The sequence below is a fragment of the Halomonas binhaiensis genome, from assembly GCF_008329985.2.
Classification (GTDB): domain Bacteria; phylum Pseudomonadota; class Gammaproteobacteria; order Pseudomonadales; family Halomonadaceae; genus Halomonas; species Halomonas binhaiensis.
Map to the genome: position 1 here is coordinate 1734515 of NZ_CP038437.2, position 18102 is coordinate 1752616.

Here is an 18102-nt window from a genome sequence, read left to right on the forward strand (position 1 = left end):
GGTCCGCTGAATGGATATTCCATGTACGGACCTGGCGGCGAACATGGCCATCAGCTACTGGGTTCTCTCAGTGAGGCCTCGACGCCTCCTTCCCCGTGTTCTGCCTGCCATTGGCGCAGATCGTTCATGGCTTCTGTCAGACTCCCCAGCATGGGGCGAATGCCCTCAATGCCGCGGGAACGCAGGCGGGTCTCCAGCGTTTCCACCAGAAGCCCCAGGCGCGGCACCCCGCAATAGCGACAAGCCCCGTTCAGTGCGTGGATGGCATCGAGAAGCGCCTCCTCGTCTGCGCGAGACATGGCATCATCGACAGCTGCCTGTGTGTCTGTCAGCGAAGCGGTCAACTGTTCGATCAATTGGCGGGCCAACCCTTCGCGCCCACCCGCGAGGCGAATACCCAGGGTCAGATCGACCGTCGCCAGCTCATCTTCAGCGGACATGGAGGGCGCAGGTGCATGGGGTGTCTTGTCGGTGATCTGTATACCCAGCCATTTTTGCAGCAACTGATCGAGCATGGTGGTATCCAGCGGTTTTATCAGGACTTCATCCATGCCATTGGTCAGAAGTTCACGGTGTTCGTCTTCCAGTACATGGGCGGTTACTGCAATGATGGGGCACTGGCGCCACTGAGCGTTGATGCGGCGTAGTGCCTGGGTGGTCTCCAGGCCATCCATGCCTTCCATGCGAATATCCATCAGTACCAGGTCGAAGTCTTGCTCTTGTGCCAGGGCCAGGGCGCCTTCGCCACTGTGCGTCATGGTGATCTCGCGACCAGGCCCTTCAAGCAGTTCCTTGAGCAGCAGGCGGTTGGTTTCACTGTCATCGACCACCAGCAGACGAGTCGTTGCATGAGCAGGCGGTGTTGTCGGGATAGCCTGAGGAAGAAGCGTTTCAGCAGCCGGTCTATAGAGCGCAGTTTCATTGATCATTCCCATCGCTGGGTTCACCGCTGAACCCGGCGATGGGGCAGGCGATGGAATTTCTGCCTTGACTCCCAGGCTCTGCTGCACGACCTGGGCCAGGAACTGTCGTGAGATAGGTTTCGAGATGATCGTGGCATCAGCAGGCAGTGCAAGGCTGGCCATGTCGGGCAAGCCTCCATTCAACAGCAGGATGGTAGGAAAGCGGCGCAAGGAAAGCTTTTCTCTCAGGCGCTGTAGATGCTCACCCTCGATATCGGTCTGGTCAATGGCCTCCAGGGCAAGGAGTGCATGCTGTGGCGTCTTCACAGTATGAACTTGCCAACGCTCAAGCAGATGCAGCAGAGAACGGCGCGTCGGTCCGTGGGGCTCCTCGACATAGATGGCTGTTCCCTGGAGATCGAGTTCTGCCGGCCGCTCCCGATTGGGGTTGCCGTGCAGGGACAGCGTGAAATAGAAGGTGGAGCCGTGCTCAGGTGTGCTGTCGACGCCAATGGTGCCCCCCATTTGCTCGACCAGCTGGCGTGAGATGGTTAGTCCCAAGCCGGTTCCACCAAAGCGTCGAGGATGGCTGGCGGAGGCTTGATGAAAAGCCTGGAACAGTATGCGTTGCTGGTGTTCCGTCAAGCCGATGCCGGTGTCACTGATACTCAGGCGCAAGGTGACCTGATTGTCATGGAATTCCTCCACCATGACTCGGACAATGACTTCGCCATGTTCGGTGAACTTGATGGCATTGTTGATCAGATTGGTCAGAACCTGGCGGATACGCATGGGGTCGCCATTGAGTTCGGGCGGAACATCGTCGTATACCAGGCCAAGCAGCTGCAGGCCTTTTTGCTGGGCAAGAGGAGCCTGCAGTCCGAGGACTTCATCGACCAACAGCTGGATGTCGAGAGGAACGCGTTCCAGCACCAGTCGACCCGCTTCCAGCTTGGAAAAGTCGAGTACATCATTGACCAGTGACAGCAAGTTGTCGCAGGCCCGGTGTACCTGGTCGAGCCATTCACGCTGGCGTGGATCCAGTGGCGAGCGCCCGAGCAGGCGGCAGAAGCCAATGATGCCATTGAGCGGCGTTCGAATCTCGTGGCTCATGTTGGCCAAGAATTCGGACTTTACCTGATTGGCCTCGACAGCTTGGCGGCGAGCGATGTCCAGTTCGATATTCTGGACTTCAATGGTCTCCATGGATTCCTGCAGTTCTTGCGTTGCGTGCTCGATCTGGCTCTGCAGATCTTCCTGGGCGGCAGCCATATGATCGATCAAGGCGTTGACACGCTCGGCTAGTTCGGCCAGCTCCGGAGGTTGATCCAATGGCAGATGAGATGGGGTGCGGCCAGCACTGAGCTGATCAAGCAAGCGCCGTATGTCATCGACTGGCTGCAGGATACGTCGCCCCAGAGAATAGGCAATGAGGAAAAGCAGTAGTCCGGAAACCAGCAGGATGAGGCCGCTGCGTGCCAGGTCACTATACGCTGCGAGAGGGAGCAGAGAGGCGTCCACATCAAGTGTCAGCCATGCATCATCAGTCCGGGAAATGGGAGCAGTGACGACCCATTGGCGATAATGGCGCTCGATACGCGGCGCGTCAGGGCGACGAGTCGTTAATGCTTCGCCTCTCAGGCGACCCAGCTCCAGTAACGATCCCTGCGAGTTCTGGATGCGTAATGCACGCACAGATTGAACGTCCATCAGGCTATTGGCCACGGCCTGCAAGGTGGTGCTGTCGTTGATGCTCAGTGCATTGCCGAGCTGCGGTGTGATCAGGCTTATGGCAGTGGTCAGTTGATCCTGCAAGGCCTTGTGACGTAGCTCACTGCCTTGGTGCAGGGTCAACCCGACAAGCACTGTCAGTAGCAACAGAGGCAAGCCAAGCAACGCCAGCATCAGGCGAGTTCTCAAGGTAGATCTGAAAAATGATCTGAAAAGCATCTGGGAGCCGGAATTCCTGCATGGATAAAGGCGCAATGAAGTGTCAGGACGGTGCTCAGGGCATGTTGCCCTGAGACCTTATCTTCATGTCAGCGCATGAGCTGATGCCTGTCCAGTATGGATGGGCGCCGATATAATGGCCAAAAGATACCTCCATAAGGAAGCATTCATGCAATTTCCGACCCTCGATCAGGTGGTGGGCCACACGCCTCTTGTTCGTCTCAAGCGTATTACCGCGGGCCGCAACAATGTCCTGCTGGCCAAGCTGGAGGGCAATAACCCTGCCGGTTCCGTGAAGGACCGGCCCGCCCTGTCCATGTTTGCAGAAGCGGAAGCCCGTGGCGAGCTTGCCCCAGGAGATACATTGATCGAGGCGACATCAGGTAATACCGGAATTGCCCTTGCCATGGTAGCGGCTATGAAAGGGTACCGCATGATATTGATTATGCCGGAGAATGCCTCTGAAGAACGCAAGCAGGCCATGGCTGCATATGGTGCGGAGCTCATAGAGGTGAGCAAGGACGGAGGCATGGAAGAGGCCCGGGACCTGGCCGACACCATGATTGCTCGTGGCGAGGGCAAGGCGTTGGATCAATTCTCCAATCCAGACAATCCATTGGGGCATTATCGTACCACTGGGCCTGAGTTGTGGCAGCAGACCCACGGCACGATTACCCACTTCGTCAGTTCCATGGGCACAACCGGCACGATCATGGGCGTGTCTCGTTATCTCAAGGAGCAGAATGCCGGCATCCAGATCGTCGGATTGCAGCCTGAAGATGGCGCAAGTATTGCAGGTATTCGGCGCTGGCCCGAAGCCTACCTGCCGAAAATCTTTGATCCATCCCGTGTCGATCAAGTGATCGATATTGGTCAGCAGGAAGCAGAAGAGCACATGCGTCGTCTGGCGCGTGAGGAAGGTATCCTGGCGGGTGTTTCTTCCGGAGGTGCTCTAGCAGGCGCCCTGCGAGTGGCGGAAACAGTGGAGAATGCCGTGATAGCGTTCATTGTCTGTGACCGGGGTGATCGCTACTTGTCCACCGGTCTGTTTGCCCCGGAGCAGTAAAGTGTCAGGACTTGGAAAGCGGCGCCCTGCAAGAGCCCGGTCAGGTACTTCCGGCCTGACCCAGAAGCGTTCAATCTCAGAGCCAGGCAGCAGGCACCAGGCATACGATACAAGCACGCCTGCTGCTGTCTCCTCGACAGAGGTGCTGGAAGTCACTGCGCTGGCGCATGATGGACGTGGAATTGCGCGTACCTCGCAGGGCAAGACAGTGTTCATCGAAGGTGCACTGCCTGGAGAGCACGTTACGGTGGCGGTGCATCGCACACGGAAGCGCTTCGATGAGGCCCATGTGCGAGAGGTGCAGATTTCTGCTGCACAGCGCGTGACACCACCATGCCCATATGTGGATCGCTGTGGAGGTTGTGACCTCCAACACCTGGCTCTGGATGGCCAACGTCGTCACAAGGTGGCGGTACTGGCCAATCTTCTGTCCCGCCAGGGCATCGAACTGCCAGGCGAGATACAGGTGCTGTCGACGGCAACGGTGGGGTATCGCCGTCGTGCCCGCCTGAGTGTACGTGTGGGTGCGGATGGAGAAGTGCAGCTGGGATTTCGAGCCCGTCGTAGCCGTCGCCTGGCAGAGGTGGATGCATGCACCACTCTGGTGCCGGAACTGTCGGCCATGCTTCCTGCTCTATATACGCAACTGGTTGCTCTGGAAGCTTCACGCCATGTAGGGCATATAGAGCTTCTTCATACAGAGGAAGGCGTCACGCTAGTGTTGCGGCAGTTGCGCCAGCATGTGCAGGATCTGGCCAGTTGGCAGCAATGGGCAAGGAAGCAGGGAGTTCGCTTGGCCATGCGGGTAGGCCGTGATGCGCCAGAGTTCAAGTGGCTGGAGCCTGAAAACGTGGATCCTTCACTGACTCTCAAGGTGCCATCAATGGCGCAGGATCTGACGCTGAGGGTCGTGCCTGGTGACTTCTTCCAGGCGAATGATGGCGTCAATCGGTGTTTGATCGAGACAGCGGTGGCATGGCTAGGAAAGCCGGATGGTGGGCAATCTCTACTCGACCTGTTTGCTGGTGTCGGTAATTTCAGCCTGCCGCTGGCCGCGGCGGGTTATACAGTGGCTGCCGTGGAAGGGCAGCAGGAAATGGTGGCTCGCCTGAACGACAACGCACGTCGGCTCGAGCTCGAGGTGCATGCACGACAGGCTAACCTGCATGACCCAGTGAGTGTGAAACAGCTGCTGGATGAGATGCCCGCAGATGTCGTAGTGCTGGATCCTCCTCGGGAGGGCGCGGAAGCCTTGTGCCAGGTACTTGCTGAGCGTCCGGTTTCCAAAGTGTTGTATATCGCCTGTGATCCGGCGACGATGGTACGCGATTCGGCACATTTGTTGCAGGGAGGCTATCGCTTGGAACGGGCCGCCATGGCTGACATGTTCGTCCATACCTCCCATCTGGAGTCGATGTTGCTGTTTGTTCGTGATTGAGTCGTCGGTGATTGAAGCGTTCGTGACTGAACCATCGACGTGGTCACGTTATTGAAGGGAAACATAAGAGGCGTATGGAGATCACGCACGCTGCCATAGCACTGATAAATGAGAAGCACTGACAAATGAGAAGCGCCGATGAATGAGATTCCTGTCACTTTGTCATATGTGCAAGTAATCGCTGGGCAAGCAATGAGCTGTGCGAGCAATGAGCTGTGAAAATGATGGGTTGAGCAGGTGCTGAACAGCAAGCAGGGAAACAGGCAGGAAGGAAAAGAGGCCACCAGGGACGGTGTCCTGAACGTTCAATAACAGTGACAACATAGAATCTCGCAAGGAGTTGCACGCAATGGTTAAAGTACGCGAGGACCAGCCGCTTACGACGGAGGGCCTGGTCGACATCGATCAGTGGGTCGCGCGTTTGCAGGAAGACGTCAAGGTCCCAAGTCCACAGGAACTGATCGAGGCCTGTCGCCTGGCCCATGCACTGGAACGGGAATCGCCGCATCCACACAAATCCTGGCTCAAGGATGGTTCGAGTTTCCGCATGGGGTTGGAAATGGCGGATATTCTCGGCGAACTGCGCCTGGATCAGACGGCTATCGAAGCTGCAGTGCTGTACCGTGCTGTGCGTGAAGAACTCATTCCTCTCGAGCAGGTGGCCAAGCGCTTTGGTGAGGAAGTGGCATCGCTGATCCAGGGTGTGTTGCAGATGGCGGCCATCAGCAATCTTCACCCCAATACTCCTGGATTGCAGCAGCAGGATCAGGAAGACAATCTGCGCAAGATGCTGGTCAACATGATCGATGATGTGCGTGTTGCATTGATCAAGATTGCCGAGCGTACTTGTGCCCTGCGCCAGGTACGTGATGCTCCTCGGGAAAAGCGCCTGCGCGTGGCGCAGGAAGTCTTCGATATCTATGCACCTCTGGCCCACCGCCTTGGTATTGGCCAGCTCAAGTGGGAGCTGGAGGACCTGTCGTTCCGCTATCTGCACGAGGACGATTACAAGACCATTGCCAAGCAATTGGCCGAAAAGCGCCTTGATCGTGATCGTTATATCAATGATGTGGTGGAGACGCTCAAATCGTTGATGGTGGAGCAGGGCATCGAAAGCTATCAGGTCGATGGTCGGGCGAAGCATATCTATTCGATCTGGCGCAAGATGAAGCGCAAGCGCATTGCCTTTTCCCAGGTCCACGATATTCGGGCCGTTCGTATCCTCGTGCCCACTGTGCGTGATTGCTACACCATGCTGGGTATTGTGCATTCGCGGTGGCATCACGTTCCTGACGAGTTTGACGACTACATCGCCAATCCCAAGAAGAACGGCTATCAATCGTTGCATACGGCGGTCTTCGGGCCGGAAAACAAGGTGCTGGAAATTCAGATACGTACCTTCGAGATGCACGAAGAGGCTGAACTGGGCGTATGTGCCCACTGGCGCTACAAGGGGCATGACACCAGCGCCAAGAGTGCCAGCTACGAAGAAAAGATTGCCTGGTTGCGCCAGGTGCTCGAGTGGCATGAAGAAGTGGGTGAGCTGGGCGATCTGCGTGAAGGCTTGAACACCGATGTGGCGCCGGACCGTATTTATGTCTTCACTCCTGATGGCCACGTGGTCGACCTGCCACGCATGGCAACCCCGATCGATTTCGCTTACCGGGTACATACCGAGGTAGGGCATCGCTGCCGTGGGGCCAAGGTCAATGGCCGTATCGTGCCCCTGACCTATCGTCTCAAGACAGGGCAGCAGGTAGAAATCCTCACTGGTAACCAGAGTGCTCCGAGCCGTGACTGGCTCAATCCGACGCTGGGGTTCGTGCGAACTTCTCGAGCTCGGGCCAAGATCCAGTCCTGGTTCAAGCATCAAGCCCGAGATCGTAATCTCGAGGAAGGTCGGGCCCTGTTCGAGCGTGAAATGAAGCGTCTCGACGTGGAAGACATGGATCTCGACCAGTTGGCCAAGAAAGTCAACTACACCGGTGCCGAAGATATGTATGCCGCACTGGGGGCTGGCGATCTGCGTATTGGCCAGGTTCTGCACCAGGCTCAGCAGTTGTTCGGGGAAAACGATGACCAGGAGCGCCTGGAGCGCTTGCTGGCCAAACCTCGCAAGCCCAGCAAGGGCGCAGAGAGTGATATCACCGTATTAGGTGTAGGCAATCTCAAGACCAGCATGGCCAATTGTTGCCACCCTGTGCCTGGCGAGCCAATTGTCGGTTTCATCACTCAGGGGCGCGGGGTCACGGTACATCGTGAGGATTGTCCGAACATCCTCCAGTTACGCCTTGATGAGCCGCAGCGGGTGATTGAGGTGGAATGGGGAGAGCGGGCGAGGACCCAGTACCCTGTTGACGTCGAGGTGCTGGCGTGGGATCGATCCGGGTTGCTGCGCGATGTCACGGCAGTCCTGGGCCATGACAAGGTTAATGTACTGGCTATCAACACCCGTACCAATACCGATGATGGCATCGCGCGCATGTCGATCACTGTGGAAGTGGATGGTCTGGAAACCTTGGGACGACTGTTTGCGCGTATTCAGCAGCTGTCCAACATCATTGAGGTCAAGCGCCTTCGTGGTACTGGCGGAGGGGCACCTGCCTCACCCCAGCGACATTCACAGCATAACCCTTCGCACCAAGGGACTACGCATCATCGTAAGGGAGGGCGTACCTGATGAGCGATGAGACTCGTTACACAATTGATGACCTCCTGACATTGATGGCGGTGCTGCGTGACCCTGACCAAGGGTGCCCTTGGGACGTCAAGCAGAATTGGGATAGCATAGTTCCGCATACCATCGAAGAAGCCTATGAGGTGGCTGATGCCATTGAGCGTCGCGCATTCGATGAGTTGCCAGGAGAGCTTGGGGACCTGTTGTTTCAGGTTGTCTATTATGCACAGTTCGGTCATGAGGAAGGGCGTTTCGACTTCGATGATATCGTGCATGTGCTCACCGCCAAGATGGTGAATCGGCATCCTCATGTCTTTCCGGATGGCAGCATGGCATCGCGACGTTCAGGGATCAGTGCCGCAGAGCTGGAAACTCAGCAGGTGCATTCGCGCTGGGAGGCGCTCAAGGCGCAGGAGCGTGAGGCGCGTGCCGGGGACAGTAGCCTGGTTCAGGGTGATGTGGCAGGTGATACTGCCAGCCAGGCGTCGGCACTGGATGATGTTCCGCGCACGTTGCCTGCGTTGAGCCGTGCGGCCAAGCTTTCCAAGCGTGCTGCACGGGTCGGTTTTGACTGGCCGGATACCCAGGGGGTGATGGCCAAGCTTGCCGAGGAATTGGGCGAGATCCAGCAGGCGCTGGATGCAGGTGATCGTGAACATGCCGCAGAGGAAGTGGGAGACCTGCTGTTTGCTGCGGTCAACCTGGCGCGTCAGCTTGGCGCGGATCCGGAGCGTTGCCTGCGTGGCACCAACGAGCGTTTCGAGCGCCGTTTTCGTTATTTGGAAAAGGCCCTGGCAGCGGAGGGGGTTGCTGTCCAGGAGGCCGACCTGGAGCGCATGGAGAGGCATTGGCAAGCCGCCAAGCGTACAGAGAGCGTGGCGTCATAATAATCGAGGAAAATATCTACCATAACCTAAGGAAGCGCTGCATGAATGCCTGCGCGTGCGAAGCACCGCGTTGCGCGGAACTCACCATCCTCACCTATACCCAATAGGTTCCGGTTGTTGTGCTCCGTGCGCCTTGCGCTTCATCTCGCTCGGCTGATTCATTCAGCGTTTCCTTGACCTCGGTGACATCTTTTGCGTTTGCTCATGACAAGGAGTTTCCCGAATGAGCCACGACCTACATGAATCATTGCGTGACAACGTGCGTGTTCTTGGCGATAGCCTTGGACGCACCATCGCGGATGATCTGGGACCTGCCTTCGTTGCTCGCATCGAGACGATTCGTAGTCTGGCCAAGCGTGGCCGGTCCGGAGAAGAGGCCGGCCAGCGCGAGCTGATCGATTACCTGCGTCGTCTGCCCGAGAAAGACCTGCTACCTGTCACGCGAGCCTTCAACCAGTTTCTGAACCTGGCCAATATCGCTGAACAGCACTATCGCGCCCGTTTTCGTCGGGTCGAAGACTACAAGCCCGGTACACAACCGGTGTTGGGTGAATTGCTGCAACGTGCACAGAACGAGGGGCATTCTCCGCGCAAGCTGGTGGAAACACTGGCCAACATGCGTGTAGAGCTGGTGCTGACAGCGCATCCTACTGAAGTCATTCGGCGTACCTTGATTCGCAAGTACGATGCCATCGATGAGTGTCTTACCACCATTGAGTCATCCAGCGAATATCCCGAGCGTGCGGTTCGTGCAAAAGGGCGTCTGGAAGAGCTGATCAGTCAGGCCTGGCATACCGATGAGATTCGTCACGACAGGCCGACTCCCGTGGACGAAGCCAAATGGGGCTTCGCTGTGATCGAGAATTCCCTGTGGCAGGCCGTTCCAGACTTCCATCGTGACCTGGATAACCTGCTGCTGGAAGCCGCCGGTGAACGCCTGCCGCTGGATGCAGCACCGATCCGCTTTGCTTCCTGGATGGGTGGTGATCGCGATGGCAACCCCAACGTGACGGCACGAGTTACGCGAGAAGTTCTGCTGCTGGGTCGCTGGATGGCAGCGGACCTGTATCTGCGTGATCTGGAACAGCTCAAGAGCGAGCTGTCGATGTGGAATACCAACAGCGCATTGCGTGCCGAGGTAGGCAATGTGGCTGAACCCTATCGAGAACTGCTCAAGCGTCTGATTGTGAGAGTCGAGGCAACGCGCGACTGGGCCAAGTGCGAGCTCGATGGACGCAGTTTCGAAGGTGGCCCGATCATCGAGACCCGTGACCAGCTCTATGCTCCGCTGCTGGCCTGTTATCGTTCGCTGTGCGATGTCGGACTGGACACGATTGCCAATGGGGTGCTGCTCGATACGTTGCGGCGCATTGCCGTGTTTGGCGTTACTCTGACCAAGCTGGACCTGCGTCAGGAGTCAGGGCGACATTCTCAGGTCATGGAAGAGCTGACACACGACCTTGGCCTTGGCAACTATCGCGAATGGAACGAGGAACAACGCCAGGCATTCCTGCTTGATGAGCTCAGTTCTGCTCGTCCATTGATTCCTCGTCGCTGGGAATGTTCAGCCGAGACCCGCGAGACGCTGGACACCTTCAGTGTGGCGGCCTCCGAGTATGGCGAAGCCCTGGGTACCTACATCATCTCCATGGCGGGTCAGCCTTCTGATGTGCTGACCGTGGCACTGTTGATGAAAGAAGTGGGCGGTAGTGTGGAAATGCCTATAGCCCCGCTGTTTGAGACGCTGGACGATCTCAACCGGGCCGGCGATGTCATCGACCGCTTGCTGGCACTGCCGGGCTATCGCCAACTTGTCGGCGATCGCCAGGAAGTCATGATCGGCTATTCGGATTCAGCCAAGGATGCAGGGCAACTGGCGGCTGCATGGGCTCAGTATCGTGCCCAGGAAGCCCTGGTGGATGTCTGCAAGCGTCATGGTGTCGACCTGACACTGTTTCATGGTCGGGGAGGCACTGTAGGCCGCGGAGGTGGCCCCTCGCATGCGGCCATCCTGTCGCAGCCGCCTGGGTCAGTAAATGGCAGCCTGCGGGTGACGGAACAGGGCGAGATGATTCGTTTCAAGTTCGGTCAGCCGGATATCGCTTTGCGCTCCATGGAAATCTATACCTGTGCAGTGCTCGAAGCGTCGCTGCTGCCTCCGCCCAAGCCCAAGCCGGAATGGCGTGAGGAACTGGACCGCCTGGCTGAAATTGCCCATGAAGCCTATGTGGGGCTGGTGCGCAAGGATCCCGAGTTCGTGCCATATTTCCGCGCAGTGACACCAGAAACAGCATTGGCACGCCTGCCTCTTGGCTCGCGTCCGGCCAAGCGGCGCCAGGATGGAGGGGTGGAAACCCTGCGCGCCATTCCCTGGATCTTCGCCTGGACACAGATTCGACTGATGCTGCCCGCCTGGCTAGGGACTGGACAGGCTTTTGCCACTCGACTGGAGGAACCTGGTGGGCTCGAGGTGCTCCAGGAGATGCGTGCCGAATGGCCATTCTTCGGCACCTATCTGGACATGCTGGAGATGCTTCTGGCCAAGGCCGATGTGGATATTGCTGCATATTACGAGCATCGCCTGGTTGATGAGCCGGCGCTCGAAGCGCTGGGTGGGCGCTTACGCCAACGTTTCTATCACCTGCAGGAAGCACTGCTCAAGGTCCTGGACCAGGATGAACTGCTGGAGAAGACTCCGCTGATTCGCCAGGCCATTGATGTACGCAATCCATACATCGATCCGTTGCATGGCCTGCAGGCGGAACTTCTGCAGCGTAACCGGGATGCGGATGGCGCCATCAGCGCGGATCTCTCCCGTGCCCTGATGGTCACCATGGCCGGGATCGCTGCAGGTTTGCGCAACACGGGCTGATCCCGCTATCAGCCTAGACGACATGACATCGCCCGGCTCTCGAGCCGGGCGATGTCATTTGGCGATATCTGTCAGGGATTGTATAAGCCAAACCACCTGTGGCCAGTGAGTTTCCAGTAGTCAGGGCGAGAGGGCAGAGGACAGAAAGCCTAGAGAGACAAAGCGAGAGAAGGTTGGTTCAGGGGCGAGAAAGGTCAGGAGCTAGACAGGTCAGAGGCTAGACAGGTCAGGGGCTAGAAAGGCACGTGGATCGAGGCAGAGACCATGTTGAGATGCTCCAGTTCAGGCGCATCGGATTCCTCGAACTCGAGCTGGCCGATCCAGTCTTCATTCAGCCAGCGAGCACCGATTCCCTTGGTGCGGGCCATGCCGCTGGATGAGGCAATGCTGTTGGTTCCTGTTACCGGATCGGTTGCCCACTGGGAGACACCTGTCTTGCCGTACAGGCCGAAGCTGCCAAAACGCAGGCCTGCGATAAGGCTGCCGCCGAGGCTGGTGACATCCTCCACATGACGGTTGCCGCCATGGCTGGAGGCAACGTCGTCACTTTCCCTGTAGCGCAATTCTGCCCCCAGGTCGAAAACCTCGTTCCAGTCGGGGGAGAAGCCTGCGGACAAGCGGAACCCAGATGTCTGCCCATCCTGCGAGCTGACTTCATCACCCTGGATCAGGACTCGCTCTCCCAACTGGCCCAAGCGCTGATCCATGGTGACGAAGGCGAGTACCGGAGGCTCCAGCAGCTCCTCGTTCAAGATCCTCTCGGATGCTGCCGGGGAATTCTTGTCCGATGGCTTGGCTGAGAAGTGGCCTTGGGAGCGAGCAGCTTCTTCGGAGTGCTCTGTCGTGACTGCCGCCATGGCACTAGCTATCGCGGTGGCGCCAATCTGTATCGCTGTCGTGTCATGCGCTGCGTTTGCCTCATGCTCCCCTTCGATAGCCGCCATGACCTCCTGGAGAGGAATCTCATTGGCCTGGACGCTTGAGGACATGGCCAGTACACAGCCAAATAACGCTGCTGCCAACACGAAGCATCCTGATCGTCGTAGATGACGAGGGTGAATGTAGCCGAAATGATGGTGCATGGGTTGTCCCGAAGCGAATGAGCCCCAGCGCATGAATGATGTCAGTGGCCTTCAGATCATCATATTAGCGTTTTCGAGGCAGAGCACAACTTCTGACTGGAACGTCTACGAAAAGTGCCATTGTTGCCATAGTTGGTCCAGCCAGGGTATTGCGATGTCTTGCTCGATGGCAGCTTCGCGCAATGGGCCCAGAATCGCGTCATATTCGGTTGGTCTGCCTGCCAGCACATCCTGCAGCATGGAAGCGCGATTATTGGCTGTGTTGGTGATGACCTGCCAGACGAGCCGTCTCCAGCTATCGGGGTCATCTGGCTGTGGAGCGGGGATGTCGAGGGCAGTCATGAGCTGGGTCAACTCGTTCAGGGTTGCCTCGACCATGGTGCTAAAGGGGCGGTCTCGCAGTTGGCCATTGCGAATGCGGTATTGGGCCACCAGTGGATTGATGGCGGCATTGACGACCAGCTTATGCCATAGCCGGACTTCCATGTCCTCGACGGCGGTGGCCGGTAATCCGGCATGGGTCAATGTCGTGGCTATCTGCTCGGCAAGTACCTGGTGCTGACCATCCAGGTGGCCAATCACCGTGTGTCCCCGTCCTGCATGGATGACCTGAGTGTCATTGTGAACATAGGCACCTTCGGTGGTCGACGCGCACAGGACAGGACCGCTCCAGGAACGGGTCAAGGGGCGCTGCACTCGCATACCGTTCTGCCATAGAACGATGGGCGTATCACCAGGCAGGTAGGGAGCGATGGCGGAGAAAGCTGCATCGGTGGCATATGCCTTGGTAGTGACATGTACCAGAGTGGCATGGCGAGCTGCGGTGCTCGGGTCATTCAGGGTCGCGATCTCGATAGATCGGTGCTTGCCATCTGGGTCAGTGAGGCTCTGCCGGGTTGGTAGAGTACGCCGTCCGAGCAGGCGCACTTCTATCTGCGTGTCGCGAGTGAGTGCGTTGACGTTGTGATCCTGCAGATGGAGGGCGACCAGGCGACCAATCGAGCCAGGGCCGATCACCAGAGTGACAGGAGCTTGCCTGGTATCGTGCGAGCTCATCGGGATCCCTCTCCTGAAGTCTGTCTGCTGGTTCTGCGCGTTTTGCTGGAGCGGCTACTTCGGGTGCCTTTTGCGCTCTTTCTGCCCTTGCCGGTATTGCTGGCGCCGGTATTGCTGGCGCCGGCTTTGCGGCGACGACCTTTGCTTGCCGGCGCCATGCTTTCACCCTGCGCCGTCGCCATGGCTTGGCTCAGGGCCGCAGCATCCGCCGAGCCAACCAGGCCATGCAGGTCTTGCACCAGAGCGTCTATAAAGGAAGACGGGTCAGCCTGGTTGGTAATTGCCTCCAGGCGTTGCTCCCATAGTGCGGTGCGTTCGGGGCGACTGACCGCCTCCGGGAGGGAGTGAATCAGTGCCACTCCCAATCGGGTAGCACGCAGTGCCTTACCTTGGCGAACCAGATATCCGCGATCCAGCAGGGTTTCAATGATGCTGGCCCGTGTCGCTTCGGTTCCGAGGCCGTCTGTATCACGCAGTGTCTTGCGCACGTCGGGGTCGTCGACATAACGGGCAATGTTCATCATCGCCTTGATAAGGCTTGCGTCAGTAAAGGGCTCGGGAGGTGTGGTTTCCTTGTCCTCCACCTCGGCAGCATTGACGTGGCAGGCTTCTCCTTGATTCAGGGCGGGGAGAGGTGGTGCTTCCTCGCGAGTGGTAAACAGAGGCTTCCAGCCTGGTACCAGAACCTGCTGCCCAGAGGCTCGGAAACGCTCTTCGAGGATCAGGAACTCAGCCTTGACCTCGCAGGTTTCCAGGGGTGGGTAGAACTGAGCGATCACATTGCGCGCGATCAGACGGTAGACATCGGCTTCCTGGGATGACAAGCGCGCAGGTTCGAAGGGCCTGCCGGTGGGAGCCAGGGCATGGTGGGCGCTTACCTTCTTATCGTTCCATGCCTTGGAGCGTCGTGACAGGTCAGCTCCTCGCAGCCAGCCTGCAAGAGTCGGGTCGTTGGTACAGGCAGACGCCAGCTGGCGGGGCAGGGTCGTCAGGTGTTCTTCCGGCAGGTAGCGACAGTCCGAACGAGGGTAGGTGATCAGTTGGTGGCGCTCGTACAGCCGTTGGCAGATATCCAGCACGGCCTTGGCCGAGAGTCCATGGCGGCGAGCCGCATCGACCTGCAATGCCGACAATGAATAGGGCAGGGGCGGAGCCTGCCGACGTTGGCGGGTCTCCACGCTTGATACCAGCCCTTGGGCGCCGACGAGGCGCTGGGCCAAGGCCTCCGCCGGCGTCCGTTCCAGCAGTCGGCCCCGCTCATCGAGACGGTGTTGTTCGCCAGGTACCCACCAGGCCCGAAGCGTACCTGCTGCAACGGAAAGATCAGCCCAGAGGACATGAAACGGGTAGGGAACAAAGCGGCGTATCTCTTCATCGCGGCGCACCACCAGCCCCAGCACGGGAGTTTGCACCCGGCCCACCGACAGGACACCATCGATCCCTGCCTGGCGGCCAATCAGCGTCCATGCTCGTGTCAGGTTGATGCCGTATAGCCAATCGGCCCGAGCACGGCTCTCGGCAGCCTGATACAACGGCTGGAAGAGAGCATTGTCTTCCAGCCGCGCCAAGGCTCTGGCCACGGCAGGTCGGTTGAGGTCATTCACCAGCAGGCGGGCGACGGCCCCTTTCCAGCCGAGGTATTCGATGACCTCCTGTACCAGCAATTGCCCTTCGCGGTCCGGGTCACCGGCATGGACCACCACGCTGGCCTGCTTGAGCAGCGAACGAATGACCGATAGCTGACCTCTGGCCCTGGGGCGGGGAGTGAGCTTCCAGCGGCTTGGCACAATTGGCAAATGATCGCGCCGCCATGGCTTGTAGGCAGGATCATAGGCATCGGGAGGTGCCTGTTCGAGCAAGTGACCGAGACACCAGGTGACAGTGGTATCTCCAGCCACCAGGTAACCCTCCTGTCGCTTTGCTGTTGTCGGCAGTGCGGCCGCGATGGCACGTGCCAGACTAGGCTTTTCTGCAATGATGAGGCGCATGGCATCCGGCTTGGTTGGGTAGTGAGTAGAATCTATGGGTATTTTTACAGTATGTTGCGGCAAAATGTCAGGTTTACCATGGAATGTAGAGTGTATAACTCTGATATCTGTAACCGGTATCAGTAGCCGATGCCAGTAGCCAATGTCAGAAACCCCATGGTCAGTGAGTCGGCGTTGGGAGAGTGGCAAGGCGAGGTGGTAAGGTGCAGTTGCAAAGCGAAGATGCAGCAGGAGTTGATCTTTCGGTCATGCCCCCCTGCCCAGGCGTATGGACCACTGGTAGACTGTGCTGCTTTTGAATTTTGGGAGATGGCGATGCTGGCAGTATGGGTGGATCAACTGCTGGGCTTTGCCTCCGGCGCCCTGGCAGCCATTCGAAGAGATGAGCATTATCCTTACTTGGTGAGTTGGGCAAGAGAAACAGGCCCTGACCGAGTGGGAGATAATGCCGCGTTGGCCCAGGCTCTCGCTCCAGAGCTGTGGTCGCAGACTCCTCTGGAGCGGCTGAATTTTGCCTGCGAGTCCTTGGCTCGCCCGGGGCGAAACGAGCTTTGCTGGTGCGATTCAGGACGCAAGATGAAGCGTTGCTGCGGCGCAGTGGAGTTTCCCGGACCAGTGCCTCCGCACTTGATGTGGATGCTTTCTCTGCGCGAGTGGAAAGGCGCAACTCTGAAGGCTGCCCTGGCAAGTGGACAGGCGCCAGCGCAAGCCTTGCTGGAAGCCGGGCTGATTGCTGCCGAGTCAGGACAGCGTGGGCGTGCTCAGCAGATTCTTGAGTCGTTGTTCGAAAATGCCGACTGGGAACGTCTGCCTGAGCAGGCAGAGCCTGCTTTCGAAATACTGCTCGATCTGTTTCAGGAGCGTGGCTTTTACCGCAAGCGTGAGGCGCTCCTCGACGAAGTCCTTGAGCGCGGCCCGTTATTCCTGCGGGGAGCAGCTCTTGAACAGTTGTGCCTGACACATCTGGACAACGATGACCTGGATAGTGCTCGCTTGGCTTTCGTCCGGGCCCAGCAGGCGTTGCCGGATTCCCCGACCCTGGCCTATATCGAAGCCATGCTGCTGTTGCATGAAGGCAATGAAGAGGAAGCCATCGAACGTTCCCGCTTCTGGTTGCGACGCCTGACACGGCAGGGTGACCTGGATTCGGAACAGTTGGAGTTCCTGGCCGACCTGGCCGACGACCCTGGCGCAACGCTGGCCGAGCAGTTGCTCTCTGCCGAAGAGGACCTCGGCGATTCACTGGTCGGGTTGCAGACGCTGCTGGCCGAGTTGCCACCTCCACCGCCACTGCATGCCGAATGGCAGGATGGACAGTTGGTCTATCGTAGCTCGGAACGTGAAGACGCTTTGCATGACGCCTTCATGGAAGGCTTTCAGGTAGAAATAGATCTTGATTCTCCGATGGGCTTCCTGGGTGACCCATGGGTCAATGCAGGCCAGTGGTTGCCCGGCCTGTGTGCCAACCCTGAACAGCTTGATTCTCCTGCGGTCCTGCAATGTGTGTCGTTGGCGCTTACCGGCCGCTTCGGGCGCCTGCCGTGGATGGCGCCTAGTCTGTTTGAGCCTCTGGCTGAGCGACTGGAACGTTGGCTGTTGCAGGTGCGTCAGGTGGGAGATGGCAATTTCGCCTGGGACGAGGGTGACAATGCCCAGTTGTTGAGGGCGGGACTGTCGCTGGTGTTGGGCATGGAACGTGGTGCACGCCAGCAGTCGCGGGAACTGGCCGAACTGTTGCTGAGCCTGGATGAGAATGACAGCCTGGGACTCCGTGAACTGGTACTTGATCAGCTGTTGAGAGAAGGGCGCGACGATGAGGCTCTGGAAATCAGCTGCAAGGCCCTGGATGCCGAGGACAATGACAAGGAAGAGGACGAACCTCTTCTGGGAATGTACATGGGGCAAGTGCTGGCACTGTATCGCCTAGGCAAGCTCGAGGAAGCGGCCCAAGCCCTTGAACGTGCCCAGCGCCATAATGGTCATGCTGCAACGTTGCTGCTCAGCGAGAACCCTCGGCCAAGTCCAGGCATGACCCGCCCAACTGCCAACCCCGGCAGCATAGCTGAGGCCTGGCAATACCGCACCATGATGCGTGATCAGTGGCGCAGTACCCCAGGGGCGCTACAGTGGCTGGATCAACAGGCCAAGGCTTGAGCCCCTATGTTGCGTTGCAGGACGGGTGCT

10 protein-coding genes are annotated in these 18102 nt (G+C 58.3%); 6 read left to right on the top strand and 4 right to left on the bottom strand.

The window, feature by feature from the left end; translation table 11 throughout:
- Nucleotides 1-50: 50 nt before the first annotated feature.
- Nucleotides 51-2807, bottom strand: coding sequence for an ATP-binding protein (locus E4T21_RS07595; RefSeq protein ID WP_240349324.1), 2757 nt, complete (start codon nucleotides 2805-2807; stop codon nucleotides 51-53).
- A gap of 214 nt (nucleotides 2808-3021) precedes the next feature.
- Here E4T21_RS07595 and cysM point away from each other — a divergent pair, with 214 nt between their 5' ends.
- From cysM to ppc, 5 genes are all read left to right on the top strand, one after another.
- The gene (gene cysM, locus E4T21_RS07600; RefSeq protein WP_149284425.1) at nucleotides 3022-3918 is read left to right on the top strand and encodes a cysteine synthase CysM; all 897 of its coding nucleotides are present in this window, start codon (nucleotides 3022-3024) and stop codon (nucleotides 3916-3918) included.
- 1 nt (nucleotide 3919) lies between these two features.
- Complete coding sequence (rlmD, locus tag E4T21_RS07605; protein WP_149284426.1) at nucleotides 3920-5356, top strand: 23S rRNA (uracil(1939)-C(5))-methyltransferase RlmD; 1437 nt, start codon at nucleotides 3920-3922, stop codon at nucleotides 5354-5356.
- A gap of 349 nt (nucleotides 5357-5705) precedes the next feature.
- Nucleotides 5706-8036: a GTP diphosphokinase gene (gene relA / locus E4T21_RS07610; protein WP_149284427.1), complete on the top strand. Its 2331-nt coding sequence runs from the start codon at nucleotides 5706-5708 to the stop codon at nucleotides 8034-8036.
- Entirely contained in the window at nucleotides 8036-8920 is an 885-nt protein-coding gene (mazG, locus tag E4T21_RS07615) for a nucleoside triphosphate pyrophosphohydrolase (protein ID WP_149284428.1), read from the top strand. Before relA ends, mazG begins: the two co-directional genes overlap by 1 nt.
- 223 nt (nucleotides 8921-9143) lie before the next feature.
- On the top strand, nucleotides 9144-11792 hold the full coding sequence (gene ppc / locus E4T21_RS07620; protein ID WP_149284429.1) for a phosphoenolpyruvate carboxylase: 2649 nt from the start codon (nucleotides 9144-9146) through the stop codon (nucleotides 11790-11792).
- A gap of 233 nt (nucleotides 11793-12025) precedes the next feature.
- Here the strand turns inward: ppc and E4T21_RS07625 are convergent, their stop codons facing one another.
- The 3 genes from E4T21_RS07625 to E4T21_RS07635 all read right to left on the bottom strand — a co-directional run bounded on the left by E4T21_RS07625 (nucleotide 12026) and on the right by E4T21_RS07635 (nucleotide 15918).
- Complete coding sequence (locus tag E4T21_RS07625) at nucleotides 12026-12874, bottom strand: hypothetical protein (RefSeq protein ID WP_149284430.1); 849 nt, start codon at nucleotides 12872-12874, stop codon at nucleotides 12026-12028.
- A gap of 105 nt (nucleotides 12875-12979) precedes the next feature.
- On the bottom strand, nucleotides 12980-13930 hold the full coding sequence (locus E4T21_RS07630; protein WP_149284431.1) for a ketopantoate reductase family protein: 951 nt from the start codon (nucleotides 13928-13930) through the stop codon (nucleotides 12980-12982).
- On the bottom strand, nucleotides 13927-15918 hold the full coding sequence (locus E4T21_RS07635; RefSeq protein ID WP_149284432.1) for a DNA topoisomerase III: 1992 nt from the start codon (nucleotides 15916-15918) through the stop codon (nucleotides 13927-13929). The genes E4T21_RS07630 and E4T21_RS07635 overlap by 4 nt, the downstream gene beginning before the upstream one ends.
- 315 nt (nucleotides 15919-16233) lie before the next feature.
- On the opposite strand from E4T21_RS07635, the gene E4T21_RS07640 reads away from it, so the two are divergent.
- Nucleotides 16234-18072, top strand: coding sequence for an SEC-C metal-binding domain-containing protein (locus E4T21_RS07640; protein WP_149284433.1), 1839 nt, complete (start codon nucleotides 16234-16236; stop codon nucleotides 18070-18072).
- Nucleotides 18073-18102 lie beyond the last annotated feature (30 nt).

Bases quoted from the DNA above. Each gene is read 5' to 3' on its own strand.
- E4T21_RS07595 (WP_240349324.1), bottom strand. From the start codon at position 2,807: ATGCTGGCGTTGCTTGGCTTGCCTCTGTTGCTACTGACAGTGCTTGTC.
- cysM (WP_149284425.1), top strand. From the start codon at position 3,022: ATGCAATTTCCGACCCTCGATCAGGTGGTGGGCCACACGCCTCTTGTT.
- relA (WP_149284427.1), top strand. From the start codon at position 5,706: ATGGTTAAAGTACGCGAGGACCAGCCGCTTACGACGGAGGGCCTGGTC.
- mazG (WP_149284428.1), top strand. From the start codon at position 8,036: ATGAGCGATGAGACTCGTTACACAATTGATGACCTCCTGACATTGATG.
- ppc (WP_149284429.1), top strand. From the start codon at position 9,144: ATGAGCCACGACCTACATGAATCATTGCGTGACAACGTGCGTGTTCTT.
- E4T21_RS07625 (WP_149284430.1), bottom strand. From the start codon at position 12,874: ATGCACCATCATTTCGGCTACATTCACCCTCGTCATCTACGACGATCA.
- E4T21_RS07630 (WP_149284431.1), bottom strand. From the start codon at position 13,930: ATGAGCTCGCACGATACCAGGCAAGCTCCTGTCACTCTGGTGATCGGC.
- E4T21_RS07635 (WP_149284432.1), bottom strand. From the start codon at position 15,918: ATGCGCCTCATCATTGCAGAAAAGCCTAGTCTGGCACGTGCCATCGCG.
- E4T21_RS07640 (WP_149284433.1), top strand. From the start codon at position 16,234: ATGCTGGCAGTATGGGTGGATCAACTGCTGGGCTTTGCCTCCGGCGCC.